The 16,928-nt window shown below is 63.0% G+C and carries 15 protein-coding genes and 1 pseudogene; 8 read left to right on the top strand and 8 right to left on the bottom strand.

The window, feature by feature from the left end; genetic code table 11:
* Window positions 1-115 precede the first annotated feature (115 nt).
* The 3 genes from EN984_RS02445 to EN984_RS02435 are packed head-to-tail and all read right to left on the bottom strand — an operon-like array spanning window position 116 to window position 3,879.
* Window positions 116-1,441, bottom strand: coding sequence for a phosphatase PAP2/dual specificity phosphatase family protein (locus tag EN984_RS02445; RefSeq protein WP_127267058.1), 1,326 nt, complete (start codon window positions 1,439-1,441; stop codon window positions 116-118).
* 5 nt (window positions 1,442-1,446) lie between these two features.
* Window positions 1,447-3,234, bottom strand: a complete 1,788-nt coding sequence (locus tag EN984_RS02440; protein ID WP_206517187.1) for a bifunctional alpha/beta hydrolase/class I SAM-dependent methyltransferase — start codon at window positions 3,232-3,234, stop codon at window positions 1,447-1,449.
* Window positions 3,235-3,270: 36 nt separating this feature from the next.
* Window positions 3,271-3,879, bottom strand: coding sequence for a CDP-alcohol phosphatidyltransferase family protein (locus tag EN984_RS02435; RefSeq protein ID WP_127267050.1), 609 nt, complete (start codon window positions 3,877-3,879; stop codon window positions 3,271-3,273).
* Between the two features lie 193 nt (window positions 3,880-4,072).
* Here EN984_RS02435 and EN984_RS02430 point away from each other — a divergent pair, with 193 nt between their 5' ends.
* The 3 genes from EN984_RS02430 (at window position 4,073) to EN984_RS02420 (ending at window position 7,569) form a co-directional block, all read left to right on the top strand.
* Entirely contained in the window at window positions 4,073-4,552 is a 480-nt protein-coding gene (locus EN984_RS02430) for a MarR family transcriptional regulator (RefSeq protein ID WP_127267049.1), read from the top strand.
* Window positions 4,549-5,730, top strand: coding sequence for an HlyD family secretion protein (locus tag EN984_RS02425; RefSeq protein WP_127271614.1), 1,182 nt, complete (start codon window positions 4,549-4,551; stop codon window positions 5,728-5,730). Before EN984_RS02430 ends, EN984_RS02425 begins: the two co-directional genes overlap by 4 nt.
* A gap of 306 nt (window positions 5,731-6,036) precedes the next feature.
* Window positions 6,037-7,569 (top strand): DHA2 family efflux MFS transporter permease subunit, encoded by a 1,533-nt coding sequence (locus EN984_RS02420; RefSeq protein WP_127269394.1) that lies wholly within the window; start codon window positions 6,037-6,039, stop codon window positions 7,567-7,569.
* 2 nt (window positions 7,570-7,571) lie between these two features.
* On the opposite strand, the gene EN984_RS02415 is transcribed toward EN984_RS02420, so the two are convergent.
* Window positions 7,572-8,084, bottom strand: coding sequence for a CAP domain-containing protein (locus EN984_RS02415; RefSeq protein WP_127269393.1), 513 nt, complete (start codon window positions 8,082-8,084; stop codon window positions 7,572-7,574).
* A gap of 167 nt (window positions 8,085-8,251) precedes the next feature.
* On the opposite strand from EN984_RS02415, the gene EN984_RS02410 reads away from it, so the two are divergent.
* On the top strand, window positions 8,252-8,824 hold the full coding sequence (locus tag EN984_RS02410; RefSeq protein WP_127269392.1) for a GNAT family protein: 573 nt from the start codon (window positions 8,252-8,254) through the stop codon (window positions 8,822-8,824).
* Here EN984_RS02410 and EN984_RS02405 read toward each other — a convergent pair.
* Window positions 8,821-9,183: a helix-turn-helix domain-containing protein gene (locus EN984_RS02405; protein ID WP_127269391.1), complete on the bottom strand. Its 363-nt coding sequence runs from the start codon at window positions 9,181-9,183 to the stop codon at window positions 8,821-8,823. The genes EN984_RS02410 and EN984_RS02405 overlap by 4 nt on opposite strands.
* Window positions 9,184-9,289: 106 nt before the next feature.
* Between EN984_RS02405 and EN984_RS02400 the strand changes: the two genes are divergently transcribed.
* Window positions 9,290-10,006, top strand: a complete 717-nt coding sequence (locus tag EN984_RS02400; protein ID WP_127271609.1) for a glutathione S-transferase family protein — start codon at window positions 9,290-9,292, stop codon at window positions 10,004-10,006.
* A gap of 136 nt (window positions 10,007-10,142) precedes the next feature.
* On the opposite strand, the gene EN984_RS02395 is transcribed toward EN984_RS02400, so the two are convergent.
* Entirely contained in the window at window positions 10,143-11,366 is a 1,224-nt protein-coding gene (locus tag EN984_RS02395; RefSeq protein WP_127269025.1) for a TadE/TadG family type IV pilus assembly protein, read from the bottom strand.
* Between the two features lie 300 nt (window positions 11,367-11,666).
* Between EN984_RS02395 and EN984_RS02390 the strand changes: the two genes are divergently transcribed.
* On the top strand, window positions 11,667-12,491 hold the full coding sequence (locus EN984_RS02390) for a DUF2189 domain-containing protein (RefSeq protein ID WP_127269027.1): 825 nt from the start codon (window positions 11,667-11,669) through the stop codon (window positions 12,489-12,491).
* Window positions 12,492-12,501: 10 nt separating this feature from the next.
* On the opposite strand, the gene EN984_RS02385 is transcribed toward EN984_RS02390, so the two are convergent.
* Together EN984_RS02385 and EN984_RS02380 are read right to left on the bottom strand one after the other, a co-directional pair.
* A complete protein-coding gene (locus EN984_RS02385; protein WP_023813536.1) occupies window positions 12,502-13,134 on the bottom strand; it encodes a LysE family translocator in 633 nt (210 codons plus the stop codon).
* A 131-nt stretch (window positions 13,135-13,265) separates the two neighbouring features.
* A complete protein-coding gene (locus EN984_RS02380) occupies window positions 13,266-15,251 on the bottom strand; it encodes a TadE/TadG family type IV pilus assembly protein (protein ID WP_206517186.1) in 1,986 nt (661 codons plus the stop codon).
* Window positions 15,252-15,480: 229 nt separating this feature from the next.
* On the opposite strand from EN984_RS02380, the gene EN984_RS02375 reads away from it, so the two are divergent.
* Entirely contained in the window at window positions 15,481-16,341 is an 861-nt protein-coding gene (locus EN984_RS02375; protein ID WP_127271605.1) for a TIGR01459 family HAD-type hydrolase, read from the top strand.
* Between the two features lie 6 nt (window positions 16,342-16,347).
* A pseudogene (locus tag EN984_RS02370) lies at window positions 16,348-16,928 on the top strand (bifunctional riboflavin kinase/FAD synthetase); the annotation flags it as partial.

The following is a 16,928-nucleotide window of genomic DNA, read 5'->3' as shown; positions in this document are numbered from 1 at the left end:
GAGGCAGCCAGCGGCGCAAGGATATTTGCCGCCACCACGATTGCGGCAGGCCACGCTGCCTGCCGCATCAGCATGCCGGCGAAGCGGTCGGTGCGGTCCTGATAGGCATTGCCGGTCATGACGCCGCCGGATCCGTGGCTTCTGCGAGATGAACCGGCCGGCCGAGGGCCGCGAGCATTTCGCGGGCAAGCGCCGGCGTCTTGGCCCTGCCGGTCGCCACCAGCCATTCGGCGACGACGCCGGCGCTGCGCTGGAAGCCGAGCGCGCAGCACACCAGCACGGTGCCGTCGCGGCGCGCACTCTCCAGCGCGCCGGCTGCCTGTTGCCGTATCGCCACTGGCGGCGGCAACAGGTCGACCATCGGAAAGCTGATCCAGCGGCAATCGGCTGCCGCAGGCCTCTTAAGTTCGGCGGCGAGATCGATGACCGTGCCGAAGCTGCTGGCCTCGCGTGCCGTGGGAAAGCGCCCGAGAAAGACGCCGTCGGCAATCGCCACCTGGGGAGCAAGTTTGCGCGTCCAGGCCCATATGTTGGCCCTGGCGCCGAGACGGTAAGGCAAGAGCAGGACACGGCTTGCGAGCGTGATGCTGCCATCGGCGGATTTCTGGAACACTTTTTCGCCTGCTCCTGCATAGGCGAAGGCGACGATGGCCAGCGCCAGCGCCGGCCAAAGCAGGAAGAGCGCGACGGCGCAGAACAAGGCGCCGAGCGCTGCACCGGCCAGCGCGAGGACCGCGCCCAGAGCGTAGAACCGCGCCAGCCGCCGCGCTTTCACATCGCTGGTCAGCCGGAAGCCTGAAAACGGCAACGCGCCGCTGCGCGGAAACAGCCACAGCGCAAAGAACCCGAGCAGCGCGCCGGTCGGAATGTCGATGAAGTGATGCTGCCAGGTCGTCAGCACCGAGGCACCGATCAGGAAGCTCCAGCCATGCCAGAGCGGCAGGAGCAACCCGCGGAGCCGGTGGCGCCAATGATCCCAGATGATCACCAAAAGGGCGATGTGCAGCGAGGGTGCCTGGTTGAACGGCTTGTCGAAACCGCCGAGCACGGCAAACAGGAAGCCCGGCAGGCCGGTCGTCGCCGGTCGCACGAATGTCGCGGTCAGCGGGAACAGGATGAAGCAGATAACGGCGACGACCTGCGCGGTGAGATAGCGCCCGGCCAGGCGGTCGACGCCTTGCTTGTCGTTGTTGAGCAGCAGCGACAGGCCATAGAACAGATTGATCGACCAATAGGGCACGATGGTCCAGGCGACGAACGGAATGCTGTGTTCCCACGAGAACACGATGCTGCCGACCTCGTCGCGCCGCGAGGCCAGCCAGTTGGCGAAGCCGTAGCTGAGATAGAAGAACGGCGCCAGGAAGGCCAGCCACAGCGCCGCCCTGACGATCACCCGTCCATAAGGCTCGGTGCGCGCGGTGGGGGCAGGCGATGAGACCATGCTGTTCAGCGGCGCCGCGCGACCGAGACGGTGAAGATGCCCCATTGGTCGATGCGCTGGTCGAGTTTTTCGAAACCGGCGGCTTCGACGAGCTGGTCCATCTCACCCTGCGTGCGCCGCCGCATCACCCAGGCCTCGCCGCCGCGATGCGAAGTCAGGCTGCGGGCGATCATCTCGAGCTGCGGATGCCAGGGCTGGTTGGTGTAGAGCAACAGGCTTCCCGGCTGCATGGCGCTGGCCAATCCACCGAGCGAGCGGGCTATCATCGCATTGTCGGAGAACAACTCGTAAAGGCCGGAAACGATGGCAAGATCCGGAGCCGGATCGATCGATGCGAGCATGTCGGCATCGAAGGCGTCGGCGCGCTGGAATGAGACATCAGCCGGCAATTGCCGCTCGGCGATCAGCTTGCGGCCAAGCTCGACGTTGAGGTCGGAATAATCCTGCAGGCGAACGCTCGCCGGCTGATCGGGGCTCTTCACGATGGCATCGAGAACATAGCGGCCATGGCCGGCCGCGATGTCGAGAATGTGCACCGGCCGGCCAGCGGCCTTGAGCGTCGCCAGGCAAGAGCCGATGAGCTCTTCGAGATGCAGCTTGCGCTGGCGGATGCCGCGCCAGCCAATGGCCTCCAGGAAAATGCGGTCGACGACGCGGCCAAGAGGCGTAAGCCCGCGCGCATTGTTCTCGTAGACGTAGTCGAGCGTCGAGCCGGAATCGAAGCCGGTGGTCACGCCGGCCTTCATACCTTGCGAGACCCAGGCGCCCATGCGGATGGAGGCACGGCTGAATGCCCAATAGAGGCCCTTTGGCGACATCAGAGCGAGCGGCGAGGCAAGCCTATCGGCCTCGTCGCGTGTGTAGCCGGCGATGTCCGCCTGCTTCAGGTCGACCGGCGCATCGGCTGCCTCGAACTGCCTGGCCAGGAATGGCCGGATCAGGTCGAGGGCCTGCGCCCTGTCGCGCTCGCCCAGCGTGTCGTGGAAGAAACCAGGCAGCACATGGCGTTCCTTGGTGCGGCTGCCGAGATTGACGAAGAACTCATGCTGCGGGCCGTGGCGCACGACCCAGTCGCTGCCCGAAAGCAGAAGCTGCGTCGGCACGGTGATGGCGCGGGCGTCACTGACGATGCGTGCGGCATGCTGGTAGAGTTCGACCAGTATGTTGGAGGCGATCGGCCGCGTGATCAGCGGATCGCTCTCGAAAGAGGCGATGCGCACGGGATCATGGGTCAGGAATTTCGCCTTGACGTAGGAATTGACGAAGAAGCGGCCCTTGATCTTCTGCCAGAGTGCGATGCCCTCCTTGGCGAAGGGCACGTAGAGTTTTACCGAGAAGGCCGGTGAGGCCAGCACCATGGCGCGCAGCTTCGGCGCATAGTCATGCACCCAGGCGGCAGCCAGCACGGCGCCGAAGGATTGTGCGATCAGCGCGATATCCCGAGTGGCAAAGCCATCCCTGGCAGCGGTCTCGCGCATGAAGCAGTCGATGTCGCGCACCAGCGCCGAGAAGGAGGGCGCATAGCCGCGCTCGCCGGACGAGCGGCCATTGCCGCGGGCATCCCAGGCATAGAAGGCGTGGTCCGGCATCTGCAATTCATCGACGAGATGGGCCATGCGGCCGCCATGCTCGTGGCCGCGATGGAAGAGCACCACTGCGCCCTTGGCATCGGCGGAGGCCGCCGGCCAGAATCGGTAGAAGATCTCCGTCCCGTCATGGCTGCGGAAAACCCGCTCCTGTGCTTGCCGCGCAAGGCTTTCCGTGGCCGCGGCGGCGATCGGTTCGTGCATCATGGTCTTCCCCTCTGGCGGCATGGCGAGCCTCGATGCTCAGCTGGCGCTGCCAATAATGCCGGCGCGTATCCGGTTTATGGCGGTCAGCAGCGAAAGCGTTGCCATGGCCGGAAACACAAACGGCGTTATCGATGCCGGCCACAGCCCGGCGGCACACAGCGTGGCGACGACGCCGAGCGCCAGCGCCCTGTCGCTCTTGCCGAACGGCCCGGCATAATTACGCCCGACCTTGGCAGCGATGCCGAGCACGCCGGCGAACTCGGTCAGCACGGCCGATATCGCGAAGGCGACGACGCCCCATGCGCCAAATTCGGGAAAGACGGCAAAAGGGAGAATCAGCGCGAGGTCCGAAACGACGTCGCACAACTCGTTCAGATACATGCCAAGCGTCGAGGCTTGGCCATGCTCGCGCGCCAGCATGCCGTCCACGGCATTCAACGCCATGCGCACGAACATCACCGCGGGGATAAGCAACAGCAGCCAGCGCCATTCGTGCCAGATCGCAATGGCCGCGCCGGCGGCTATCGACATCGCGGCCGCCAGGATGGTTATGCTGTTTGCCGTGACCCCGATTGCCGCCAGCCGGTTGACCAGCGGCCGCAGTCGACCCTGGAAGGCCGGCTTGAGAGCGTAAAGCGTCGGCATGCGTTGATCCCCCGATCCTGTTCAGCGGCTGTACATCAATATGCCAGACGCGACCAGTGTAGAGGCGGCGCGGCCATCATGCGTTCGCAAATCGCTAACCATGATTGGTCCGGCAAAGCTGCCATGCACATTGCCGGCTTCTCGTGCAACGCGGCGTCTTGAATAGTAAGCACGCTTATTATATATCTCGCTCATGGTTTCCGATGGCATCGACAGATTGGGCTTCTTGATCCACGACGTGCAGCGCTTGATGCGCAAGCGCTTCGAGGCGAGGGCCAGTGGCTTGGGGCTTTCTTCGGCGCAATGGCGGCTTCTGGTCCGCGTTGCCAAGGAAGACGGTGTCGCGCAGGCGCGGCTGGCCGAACTTCTCGAAATCGAGCCGATCAGCGTTTCGCGCCTGGTCGACCGCATGGAAGAGGGAGGCTGGATCGAGCGTCGGTCCGACGCCGCCGATCGTCGCGTCCGCATGATCTTCCTGACGCCCAAGGCAAGCGATGCCTACGCCGTGATCAAGAGCATTGCCGGAGAAGTCTATGAGGAATCGCTGGTCGGCGTGAAGCCGGAAGCCCGTCGCGTCCTCATCGAAGGGCTTGAGGCGATGGTCCGCAACCTGACCGACGACGAGACGCCGTCCATTGAAAAAGTGAAGAATATAGAGGGCGCAGCAGCATGAACGCGGTAGCCAAGATAGACGAGAAAGTGACCGAACTGGACATGGAAGCGCCGGCGCAGCCGGCCGCGGCCCCGCCGGCGGTTGCTCCCCCGGTGCAGCCGGCCCCAGTGCCCGTGAAGAAAAAGCGCCGGCTGGGCCGCTTCCTGCTGATGGTCGCGCTGCCTGCGGCATTGGCTGTCGGCGGCGGCTATGTCTGGGTCACCGGCGGCCGCTATCAGGAGACCGAGAACGCCAATCTGCAGCAGGCCAAGGTGTCGATCGCTTCCGACACGGCCGGCCGCATCGTTAAGGTCGACATCTTCGATAACCAGCTGGTCAAGCAGGGTGACGAGCTGTTTGCCATCGACCCCGAGCCCTACCGGATCGCGCTGGCGCAGGCCGACGCCGCGGTTGCGGGCGCGCGTCTCAATGTCGAGCAGTTGCGCGCGGCCTATGGCCAGTCGATGGCTCAGCAGAAGTCCGATGCCAGCCAGGTCGCCTTCGCCCAGTCGCAGTTCGACCGCGCCGCCGATCTCGCCCAGAAGGGCATCAACGCCAAATCGTCGCTCGACGAAGCCAAGAACGATCTCGACAAGGCCAAGCAGCAGCTGGCGGTTGCCGAGCAAGGCATCATCAGCGCCAAGGCAGGCCTTGGCGGCAATCCCGACATCGAGACCGACAAGCACCCGACCGTGATGGCCGCGCTCGCCGCGCGCGACAAGGCGGCCTACGACCTGGCCCAGACAACGGTCAAGGCGCCGGCGGACGGCATCGTCAGCCAGGCCTCGTCGTTCAAGGTCGGTCAGTATGTCGGTTCCGGCACGCCGCTGTTTTCGCTGGTCGAGACCGGTGACACCTGGATCGATGCCAATTTCAAGGAAACGCAGCTCACCCACATGAAGCCCGGCCAGAAGGCCGAGATCGTGGTCGACACCTATCCAGGGCGCACCTTCGAGGCGACGGTCAAGGCGATCGGCGCCGGCACGGGAGCCGAGTTCTCGCTGCTGCCGGCCCAAAATGCCACCGGCAACTGGGTCAAGGTCACACAGCGTATCCCGGTTCGTCTCGAACTGATCGATGCGGACGCCAAGATGGCGTTGCGCACCGGCATGAGCGCCACCGTTACCGTCGACACCGGCGTGGCGCGTGGCCTGCCCTCGATCTTTGGTCACGCCACGGCTGGCGAGGCCGCGCAGTAACGTCAACAGATTGCCGCAGGACCAGCGGCGGAGGTGAATAGCAGGATTGGTCTGATGGGAGGAGCTGGAAGGATCAGCGTTTTGGCGCTGCCGCGTCGCGGCCTGGCCGAAATCTGAAATCTCCGACGCGGACCCGTCGGTCCTCATGTTTCCGGGCGGCAGGCATCCGCTCATCAGAGACTTTCAGTCGATGTAACCCCCACATCGACGATCGCGTCCCACCGCGACGAGGGTCTCTCAACGGAAGGCGTTGCCGCCCGGAAACCCCTTGTACACGTTTTTGTTACCTGCTGGAAGTTCCACGCCATGAGCACGCCCGAACCTTTCAAAGAAGTGCCGCATCGCGGCCTGATCACGGTCGCGCTCATGCTGGCGACGGTCATGCAGGCGCTCGACACGACGATCGCCAACGTGGCGCTGCCGACCATGACCGGCGACCTCGGCGCCTCGCCTGACAACATCAACTGGGTGCTGACCTCCTACATCGTTGCCGCCGCCATCATGACGCCGGTCACCGGCTGGCTGGCCGACCGCTTCGGCCGCAAGGAACTGTTCCTGACGGCGGTGGTCGGTTTCACCATATTCTCGATGCTGTGCGGCATCGCCTGGAGCCTGGAGAGCATAGTGTTCTTCCGGCTGATGCAAGGCGTGTTCGGAGCGGCGATCGTGCCTCTGTCGCAAACCTTCCTGCTCGACATCAATCCCAGGGAACGCCATGGCCAGGCGATGGCCATTTGGGGCGCCGGCATCATGCTGGGGCCGATTCTGGGCCCGACGCTGGGTGGCTGGCTGACCGAGAATTTCAACTGGCGCTGGGTGTTCTTCATCAACCTGCCGGTCGGCATCGTCGCCTTTCTCGGCATGGCCGCCTACTTGCCGGCCGTTGCCCGGCGGGTGCGCGGCTTCGATTTCTTCGGCTTCGCCATGATATCGCTCGGCGTCGGCGCGCTTCAGCTGCTGCTCGACCGCGGCGGCGAGGTCGACTGGTTTTCCTCGGTCGAGATCTGGATCGAACTTGGTCTTTCGCTCACCGGCTTCTGGGTGTTCATCATTCACACCATGACTGCGGAACACCCTTTCATCGATCCCAAGATCTTCCTTGACCGCAATTTCGTGACCGGGCTGGCGTTCATCTTCGTCATGGGTGTGCTCATCCTGGCGAGCATGTCGCTGCTGCCGCCAATGCTGTCGACCATCTTCGGCTATCCGACCGTCACCATCGGCGTCGTCATAGGGCCTCGCGGTGTCGGCACCATGATTTCGATGCTGGTCGTCGGCCGGCTGATGAGCAAGATCGACGCCCGGATCCTGGTCGTTATCGGTTTCCTCCTGACCGCGCAGTCGCTCTACACCATGTCCAGCTTCACGCCGCAGATGGACAACTGGCTGATCATCAGCTCCGGCGTCATCCAGGGGCTGGGCATGGGAATGGTGTTCGTGCCGCTGTCGACCGTCGCCTTCGCCACGCTTGACGTGCGCTTCCGCACCGATGCCACGGCCCTGTTCAGCCTGGTGCGCAATCTTGGCTCGTCCATCGGCGTGTCGGTCGTGACGGTTCTGATGGTGCGCAACACGCAGGTCAACCACGCCGAGCTTTCGGCCTTCATCAACCCGTTCAACCCAAATCTTTGGGCGGTCTCTCCGGCAGCCGCGAGCGGCGATCCGACGGCGCTTTCGCAGGTCGATCGCATGGTCAATCTCCAGGCGATGATGATTTCCTACGTCAATGACTTCAAAATACTCATGGTCATGACGCTGCTTGCCATCCCGTTTGTTTTCCTGCTGCGCAAGCCCAAGCAGGCGCCTGCCGGCGGCGCGCCGGCAGCGCATATGGATTAGCTCTATTTCCCGAGCACCAGGCTCCAGTAACGGAGCTTGCTGTCGCTGCCATCGCGCACATAGGCAAGGCCGAAGCGGGTGAAGCGCGGGTCGAGCATGTTGCGGCGATGGCCTGGTGAATGCACCCAGATGTCGAACAGTTTCTCGAGGTCGAAACGACCCTCGGCGATGTTCTCCGCCGCGGCACCGGAAATTCGACTGTCCCTGACGCGCGAGGCGAAATCCTTGCCCCAGCCGGTGGTGTGGCTCATGCGGCGGCGCTGCGCCATGTAGCCAGCCTGCTGCAGGGCGGCCTGTTCGAGCTGCCGGTCGGGGACCAGCGGCGCAAGCCCGGCCGAGACGCGGATGCTGGCCAGCGTGCTCGTGGCGGAGGAGGAGACCCCGGCGCCTTCGCCTGACGGCAGTGAAACGGTGCTGCAGGCGGCGAGGCCCGCCAAGGCTGCGAGGCCGGTCAGCACCATGCGCCTGCTCGGCATCGGGCGCGGTTCGATGGAATGGGAATGATCAATGGCCATTCCTGTCTGAATAGTCGCGATCATGGCTTTTGACGGGCAAGCGGTGAAAATTGCGCGAGAACCCATACGTTTGGTTTTTCGCAAAAAAATGCATCGCGTAATGTTGAAGTGTTGAAGCGCCCCCTTTCGGGCAATAGTCCAGGTGTCCCGAGTGAGGTGAGAATCCGATGCCAAAAACTGCCCGCACCTTCCCGACGCTCTCTACAGCCCGTCTGCTGCTGCGCGCTCCGGCCCTCGAAGATGCCGATGCCTTCCGGAATATCCTGTCGATCCCCGAGGTCACCCGGTTCTCGAACTGGCGGGATGCGCCGTCCAAGGCGGTGGCGGATCGGGCAATGAGATGGATGTGCAAGGTCTTTCCTACTGGCAAAGGCTGCGCCTGGATCATCGAGGATCGCGCTTCGAAGACCATGGCCGGTGCGATTCGCTACAATTGGTTCGTCCCTAAATCGAAGTGCGGCGAGATCGGCTACGAGTTGCATCCGGACTTCTGGGGCAGAGGTCTGATGACCGAAGCGGCTGCTGCCGTCGCTCTTTGCGGCCATCGGTTTTTCCTGCTCAATCGCATCGAGGCGTGGACGCTGCCGGGCAATACCGGATCGGACCGTGTGCTGGAGAAAGCCGGCTTCCGCTACGAGGGGACGCTACGGCAGAAAGCCCGGTTCAAGGGCGCCTACCACGACTTCAGGATGTTTGGACGACTGGCCGGCGATCATCCTGCCTCAATCGATCAGAATTAACCTGCCGCCATGCCGGCGTAAGTCTCCAGTGTCGATGAAGTCTGGCGATCGTCTTCCGTATGCACCCACCAGGCGCCCAGCGCGTCGATGAGCGGTACAAGTTTGCGGCCAGGCGCCGTGAGGTCATAGTCGACCCGCAACGGATAACCCGGACGCACCGTTCGCCGCACGATACCGGCGTCCTCCAGCTTGCGCAGTTCCAGGGTCAGGATGCGATGTGACACGGTCGGGTTGTCACGTCTCAGGTCGCTGAACCGCTTGGTCCCGTCCTTCAGATAATAGAGCAGCAGTGTGGGCCAGCGACCGCTGAGCACGCGCATGGTCTCTTCGATCGGGCAGCGTGAGACGACGTCTTTCATGGGCGGATCCTGGTTACAGAATTGTGCGTAATTTACATGGGACGACAAGCGTTTAGGGTCAAGTTTCGCTGCGCGGCGTGATCCTCTCAATCACGGAAGAAAACAAATGGAACCTATCCTCCTTTACGGCTTCCCGGCGGGAAGCTCGATGGGGCTTGTCGCTGCCTTTGAACGCGTCGGGCAACCCTATCGCCTGTGCCGCGTCGACATGCTCACCGAGATGAAAAACGATGCCTATGCCAGCATCAACGACCGTCAGGAAACGCCGGTGCTGATCACCGACGAAGGCCGGGTGCTCACCGAGACAATGGCCATCGCCTCGTGGCTCGAAGCCCGCGACACACAGCGCCGCATCAGCTTCGAACCGCGCACGCCGCAAGCCGACCGCATGCACCAGCTGATGGCCTTCGTGAACACCGGGTTCACCGCCGCCTTCAGCCCGCTCTGGGTGGCATTGGAAATGGCGGCGGATGAACCGGCGCTGAAGGCGACCTTGCGGGAGTTCGGCCGCAAGGCCGTTGCGGAACGTCATGATCGGCTCGAGGCGATGATCGCCGACACGGATTTCCTGGTCGGCGACCGGCTGACGCTGGCCGATACCACGCTGATCGGCGTGGCGCGCTGGGCGGAGTTTCACCAGGCGATCGACGGCGCTGCCTATCCCAAGCTGGCCGGATTGCGCCTTCGCATCGAATCCGATCCGGCCGTGCGTTATGCGCTGGCTGTTGAGGATGGCGAACAGCCCGCCGGTTCTGGCGCCTGCCTTGGCCACGTCCCCCTGACTGAGGTGATCGATCGCTTCGCGGCGGCGGCGAAATCGTAGCGACACTCTGTTTTCAACCAGGATGTGCCTTTGTGAGAGGCGCTGATCTGCCGGAGTGCGGTCGCCACCGCACTCCGGCATTGTTAAAGGGGACCGCCATTTTTCTCAACGCTACCGCTTGGGCCGCCTGTCGTTCTCATTTCACCAGAGTGATCATCCGATCGGCGTACATTGTGCGATTTCCAAGCGCCGCCGCGCAGTCCGACTTGACGGACGAGTTTCCGGTCATCTGAATCGTATTGCCGACAAGCCTGAGACAGTCGCCCTGGGCGCTCATATCAGAGTTGCCGGCGTAGGAAATGGGCGCGTCCGGCGCGTAAATGAAACCGCTGAGCACGGAATTTGCGCCGCCATTCAATGTCAGAGCAGACGTGTTGCCGTGATCCTGGAAAATGGTGATGCCAGCATAAGGGCCGCTGGTGGGCGGGGAAAGGTTCACCTTCTCATTGGCATTTATGTAGATCTCAGCGCTTTCCATGAGGAATATGGTCACGCCCTGGCCAGCCAGGCTGCCGTTCCCCCCTGGCTTTATGGTGGTGCCGCGCATGATGTAGACGCCCGGATCAAGCGTGATGTCCCCCGACAATGTCTTGTCGCAATAAGTGCCGGGCGACAGCGTGTAGGTTTTGCCGTTCGGGACAGGCAAACACAATGTGTAAGGGGGAGGAACGACGTCGGCCAATGGATCAAAGGACGCGTACCTATGTTCGTGCGGCGTTCCGCAGGCGAGACTGGCGCTGGGTGGCAACAGCCCGCTGGTGCCGCCGACGGTTGAGACACAGCCGGCTGAAACCAGCGCGGAGCCACCCCTGTTGACGGAATCGGACGCGTCCGAGTTCGCCGCGATCACGCAATTGTCCATCGAGACGTTGGTCGAGCCCTGGAGGTTCACGGCGGCGGACGCATGCGGATCGAGCGCCAGCACGCAGGCCTGTGCGCCAGGTTTTACCTTGACCGAGGCCGAGCGGGAGGCCTGCCAGGGGGCCGAGGCGCTGATGAAGCTTGGGCGGCTTATGCTGGACGACAGCGAGATAAAGTAGGCGCTTGGGCTGCCGCTTGCCGTTGCCGCGAAAGCGGAGACGCTGCCCAAATATTCCTGCTGGTCGGCCACGCTCATATTGGCGGCGAAGAATTGCAGCCCAAGCTCCTGGACATCGCCGGCCGCCATATCGGGAGAGAACTTCGTGCCGATGGCGAGCCCCGCCGCGTCCAGCGAGTTCTGCAGTTGCGAGGCGTCATGGCTCGTGCCGATCAGATCAACGGCGCCGGCCAAACCAATCATTATCGGCAGCATCGCGACGGCGGTCGTCATGGCAAAGTTGCCGTGCTCCGAAGACCAGAAGCCTCTCAATGCGAACATAGTTCCTCGCCGAACCTCGTAAAGCTCAGGTGATACGCCAGAGATCCCTACGAGTAATTTAAGTAAATGCTAAAATGCGTAAATGCTAAAATGCAGAACAATGATTGGCTAAAACGAAAGACTGCCGAGGCACGCCATATGAGAGGCCATACGGAGAGTTGAACACTACGAGGAGTTGCGCCCCAGGCAATTGACGCGGCGACAATCGCCGCCAACTCTGCTATCATGCCTCTCGATCTTGAAGTGGCAGCTCTGGCGGCCATCCAGGCGGTGACCGCCCCGACACACGGGAGGAAGGTTATGGCCGGCTTTCATGTTATGGCGGACGCACGTGGAATGCATGTGCAGCCAACGGTGCGCCGCATCACCACGTCGGACCTTTGGGATGCGCTGCGCCTCGGCTTCGAGGATTTCTGGGCAAAACCATCGCACTACGTGTTCCTGTGCCTGATCTATCCCATCGTCGGCCTGATCCTGACGCAGTGGACGTCCGGCGCCAATGCCATCCAGCTCATCTATCCCCTGATGTCGGGTTTCGCGCTGGTCGGGCCGTTTGCGGCGCTCGGCCTTTACGAGATCAGCCGCCGGCGTGAGCTCGGCATGAACACCTCCTGGTGGCACGCGTTTGATGTGCGGCGCTCGTCCGCTGTCCCGTCGATCGCTGTCATCGGCGTCATGCTGGTGGCGCTGTTCCTGTTGTGGCTCTACACGGCGCAGTCGATCTACACCGGCCTGTTCGGCGACCAGCCGCCGGCCTCGATCGGTGGCTTCGTCCGCGACGTGCTGACCACCAGCAAGGGCTGGACGCTGATCCTTGCCGGCAATGCCGCGGGCTTTGTCTTCGCCGTAATCGTGCTGGCCACTACCGTGGTTGCCTTCCCGCTGCTGCTCGACCGTGACGTCGGCGCCGTCTCAGCCATCGAGACCTCGGCCAGGGCGGTGATGGCCAACCCGCTGCAGATGGCGCTGTGGGGCTTGCTGGTCGCCGTGCTTCTGGTGATCGGTTCGATCCCGCTGTTTGCCGGGCTCGCCGTCGTCATGCCGGTGCTCGGCCATGCCACCTGGCATCTCTACCGCAAGGTGGTCGAGCCGGAGCGGGCACAGCAGATAAGGCGGCCGATGTAGATCAGCACCCTCAGCGCTGCGCCTCTGTCGCCATCTTCAGCGCAAGTGCCGCCAGCACGGTGCCCATCATCCAGCGCTGGATGACCAGCCACAAAGGCCGTCCGGCGAGAAAGGTGGCGATCGAACCGGCCGTCACCGCGATGACGGCATTGACGCTGAGGCTGATCGAGATCTGCGTCGCGCCGAGCACCAGAAGCTGCGACAGCACGTGGCCTTTGCCGGGGCTGATGAACTGCGGCAACAGCGACAGATAGAGCACGGCCACCTTCGGATTGAGCAGATTGGTCATCAGGCCCATGGCGAAAAGCTTGCGCGGCCTGTCCCTCGGCAATTCGCGCACTTCGAACGGCGAGCGTCCGCCCGGCTTCACCGCCTGCCAGGCCAGCCACAGCAGGTAGAGCACGCCGGCAAAGCGCAGCGCGTCATAGGCGTAGGGCACGGCGAGCAGCAGCGCGGTGATGCCGAACGCCGCCGCCAGCACATAGAAGACAAAACCGAGTGCCACGCCGCCAAGCGAGATCAGCCCCGCCTTCGGCCCCTGCGATAGGGAACGCGAGATCAGATAGATCATGTTGGGGCCAGGCGTCAGCACCATGCCGAGGCAGACCAGCGCGAAGGCGAGATGATTGGCTGTTTCGGGCATCTGTTCTTCCCCCGCGCGCCGCGAATGGACGCGCGATCCGGCAGGCGGCCAAGATGTGCCTGTCCCCGGCAGCGCGCGCAAGTGCATGGCGGCGCCAGCTATTGTTCCAGCTAGCCGCCGGTGCCTACGGATCAGCCGACGATGCGCAGGTTCGACAGTTCGTTGCCGATTTCCTTGAAATCGTTCGACAAACTGGCGCCGGTAGCGTTCCAGAACAGTTTTGCCGGCTTGCTCGCGTCCGTTGGATCCTTGCGGAAGCGCGAGTTCGACGAGCAGGATTTCAGCGCCTCGATCGCCTGCTGGTCGGCGATTTTAGTCGTGGACAGATCGAGCGCCACAGTCATCACCATGATGTTGGCTGCCTTGGCGTTGTTGCAAAGCGTCGCCATCTGCTCGTTGAGCGCGTTGGTATAATTGCCGTTAGAATAATCGAATTGGCCAATGGTGCTCGATGTGCCCATGAACAGGCGGCCCACCGACGTGCCGTTGTAGCCGGGTTTGAGATAGCCGAAGGATGCATAGGTCGACTTCGAATCGGCGGGGTCGGAATAGCCGAGCGAAGAAGGCGTGTAGTAGGTGTTGGCGCCGTCGGTCAGCACGATCACGACCTTGTCATTGCCTCTCTCGGTTTCCGGGCGGCCTTGCGTGAAGGGCTCGCCGCTCGAAACCACGCGCCATCCCCAGGCCATGCCTTCTGGAACATTTGTGCCGCCATCGGGCTTCATCAGGTCGATCGCGGCCTTGATCGCGGTGAGCCCAGTGGCAACGCTGACATCGGTCAGCGGCGTGATCGGGTTGGTGGAGCAGCTGTAGTTCGGCCCGTTGCCGGCGGCCAGCGCCGGCGCATTGATCGGCCGCGGCTGGAAATATTTGGCCATGTTGCGCAACCGGGATTGGCCGGTGCTGCTTGTCGGGTCGTCGTTCCACCAGCTGTTCACGGCGCCGTAGGTCGTCGGCGTGGCCTCATCGGGATCTTGGGTGAGCCTCCAATGGTTGCCGGGTTCGTCGGGGGCGAACATCGGCACGAACATCGTTGCCGGATCGCCAACCCCTATGCCGGTGTTCGCCGAGCCGCCGGACGGCGCGGCGTCGTTAGCATTGTAGGGATAGGGCCTGGCCTCGACGCAACCTTGCCAACTGGCGAACGGGCCATAGGAATCGATGTAATCATATTCGTCATGGCTTCGTTTGCAGGTGTTGTTCGAGTTGTATTCGTCGCAAACCACGCGCTTGCTGTTGGTGACACGCTCATGGTTGGTGACGACCTTCATGTCCCGGTAGAGCGAAAACCGGGTCAGCATCTGGCCTTCGTCGGTACCCCATCCGGTGCCGCGCTTGTACCAGATGCCGTTGGTCTGCTGGGCATATTTGTCGGCTGCGTTCAGCGTCGACCAGTCGAAATTCTCGTTCGATACCGGTGACAGGCCTTCGGTATCCATCCAGGACGCGTTACCATTGCCGGGTCCGACATTGACCGAGGCGGCAAACGGCACGAGGCCGAACTGCACCGGCCTGTCGACCTGCTTGATCATCGCCGCCTGCTGGGCCAGCGTGTCGACCAGCTGTTTGGCCGCGGTCTTGAGAAGGTCGATGCGCGTTTGCCCCGAGCCCGTTCCGGTCTTGGTCATCGACCCGGAATTGTCGAGCGCCAGAGCGACTTCAAGAGTGTTCTTCAGCCGCACTTCCGAGGTGACATTGAAGCTGATCTTCTGGTTGGCGTCGGTTTCGGATTTGCCGACGAGCTGGCCGAAGACCGGATAGAAGTAGGGTTTGTAGTCAAGCCGCGCGCTCATCTTGAGCAAGCCGCCCCCGGTGGTGTTGCTTGGCAAGGTGACGGTGAGCGTCGTGTTGGCGGGGTTGATCTTGTTGAGGTTGGCATTGAAGAAGTCGAGTGCATAGGCTCTCAACTGATCGTCGGTGGCACCCTCCGTCAGCCGGCGCGCCGTGGCGAAGTTTGCGGCATCGAGCGCATTCGAAACCGCCTGTTTTTCGCGGCTCATCTCGGTGAAATCGACGGCTATCGCCAGGGCGCCCATGAGCGGAACCATTGCGACGACGGTCATAAGAGCATAGTTGCCGCGTTGGTCGCGGCAGAACTGACGCCAAAGTCCATACATGTCTTGCAGCGGCCCCCGCCGGCGGATTCTCGATTGATGCCAGCTTTCCACAAAACGCTGAAGGCCGCGTTTGGGAAATGGCTCTATTGCCGGGGCAGCGCTTCACCAACCGCTAACCAATCGTGCCTGGCGAAAGCTGGTGACAGGCCGGGGCGGTTCGGCTAATCCGAACCGGCTGCGGCGAACCGTCGGTCGCGGCGTCGCAACGATCACGACTGAAGGAAACGGCATGGCGAATTCGCCTGAAATCATCGGCTCGCTCGAAGACGTGTCGAAGGCCTATTCGGCAATCCTGTGCGACGTCTGGGGCGTGGTCCACAATGGCGAAACGCATTTCCCGGTGGCGGCCTCCGCATTGGCAAGGGCTCGAGAGGCGAAAATCCCCGTGGTCCTGATCACCAATTCGCCGCGCAGAAGTGCCGATGTCGTGGCGCAGATGAACGCGATCGGTGTTCCACCGTCAGCCTACGACCGGGTGGTTACCTCAGGCGACGTGACCCGGGATCTGATCGCCGAAGGGCCGCGCAGGATTTTCCATATCGGCGCCGACCGTGACTTCACTCTCTATGAAGGTCTCGACGTGGAGCTTGTCGAGGAGTTCGAAGCATCCGGCGTCGTCTGCACCGGCCTGTTCGACGACGAGGTCGAGAAGCCCGAGGATTACACGGAGCTCCTGCGGCGGCTGCGCGCCCGGAACCTGCCTTTCATCTGCGCAAATCCCGACATCGTGGTCGAGCGCGGCGAACGCATCATCTGGTGTGCCGGCGCGCTGGCGCGTGACTATGCCCAGCTCGGCGGCCGCACATTGATCGCTGGAAAACCATACGCGCCGATCTACAATCTCGCGATGAAGGAGGTCGCCGAGATTCTTGGCCGGCCGGTCGAGCGCAGCCGGGTGCTGGCCATCGGCGATGGCATGATGACCGATGTGAAGGGCGCCGCCGACAATGGCTTCGATGTTCTTTATGTCTCCGGCGGCATCCATGCCCGCGACTATGGCGATGCCTTGCAACCGGATCCGGCAAGATTGGCGGCGTTCCTGGAAAAGCATGGCTATGGTCCGGTGGCCGTCATTCCCAGACTTCGGTAGGTGACGATGGCAGCCTTCCAGCGCATCCTGGCAACCGCGCCGCTTCCCGCAGACCTGCGCGGCGGCGTGGTGGCGATCGGCAATTTCGATGGCGTCCATCGCGGCCATCAGGCGGTGCTCGAGCGCGCCTCCGCCGAGGCCGGACGGCGCGGCGCACCGGCCCTGGTGCTGACATTCGAACCGCATCCGCGCAAGATCTTCAGGCCTGATATCCCGTTGTTCGTGCTGACGCCGCCGCCGATGAAGGCGCGGCTCCTGTCGCTGCTGGGCTTTGCCGCGCTGGTCGAACAGCCGTTCACGCGCGACTTCGCCTCGCTGTCGGCGGAAGCGTTCGTGACGGATGTGCTGGAAACGAACCTTGGCATTACCCACGCCGTGACCGGGTTCGATTTCCACTTCGGCAAGGATCGTCAAGGCGGCCCGGCCTACCTGATGGCGGCCGGCGAGCGTCACGGCTTCGGCGTCACGCTCGTCGACGCCTTCCGGGACGAGGGCGCCGAGGTGGTGTCGTCCAGCCGCATCCGCGGATTGCTGGGCGAGGGCGAAGTGGCCGAAGCCGCCGGTCTGCTCGGCTACCGCTTCACCGT

The organism is Mesorhizobium sp. M7A.F.Ca.CA.004.12.1.1 (assembly GCF_003997835.1).
Classification (GTDB): Bacteria; Pseudomonadota; Alphaproteobacteria; order Rhizobiales; family Rhizobiaceae; genus Mesorhizobium.
Note: the sequence above shows the minus strand (reverse complement) of the source record. Positions and strands in the feature narration are given on the sequence as shown.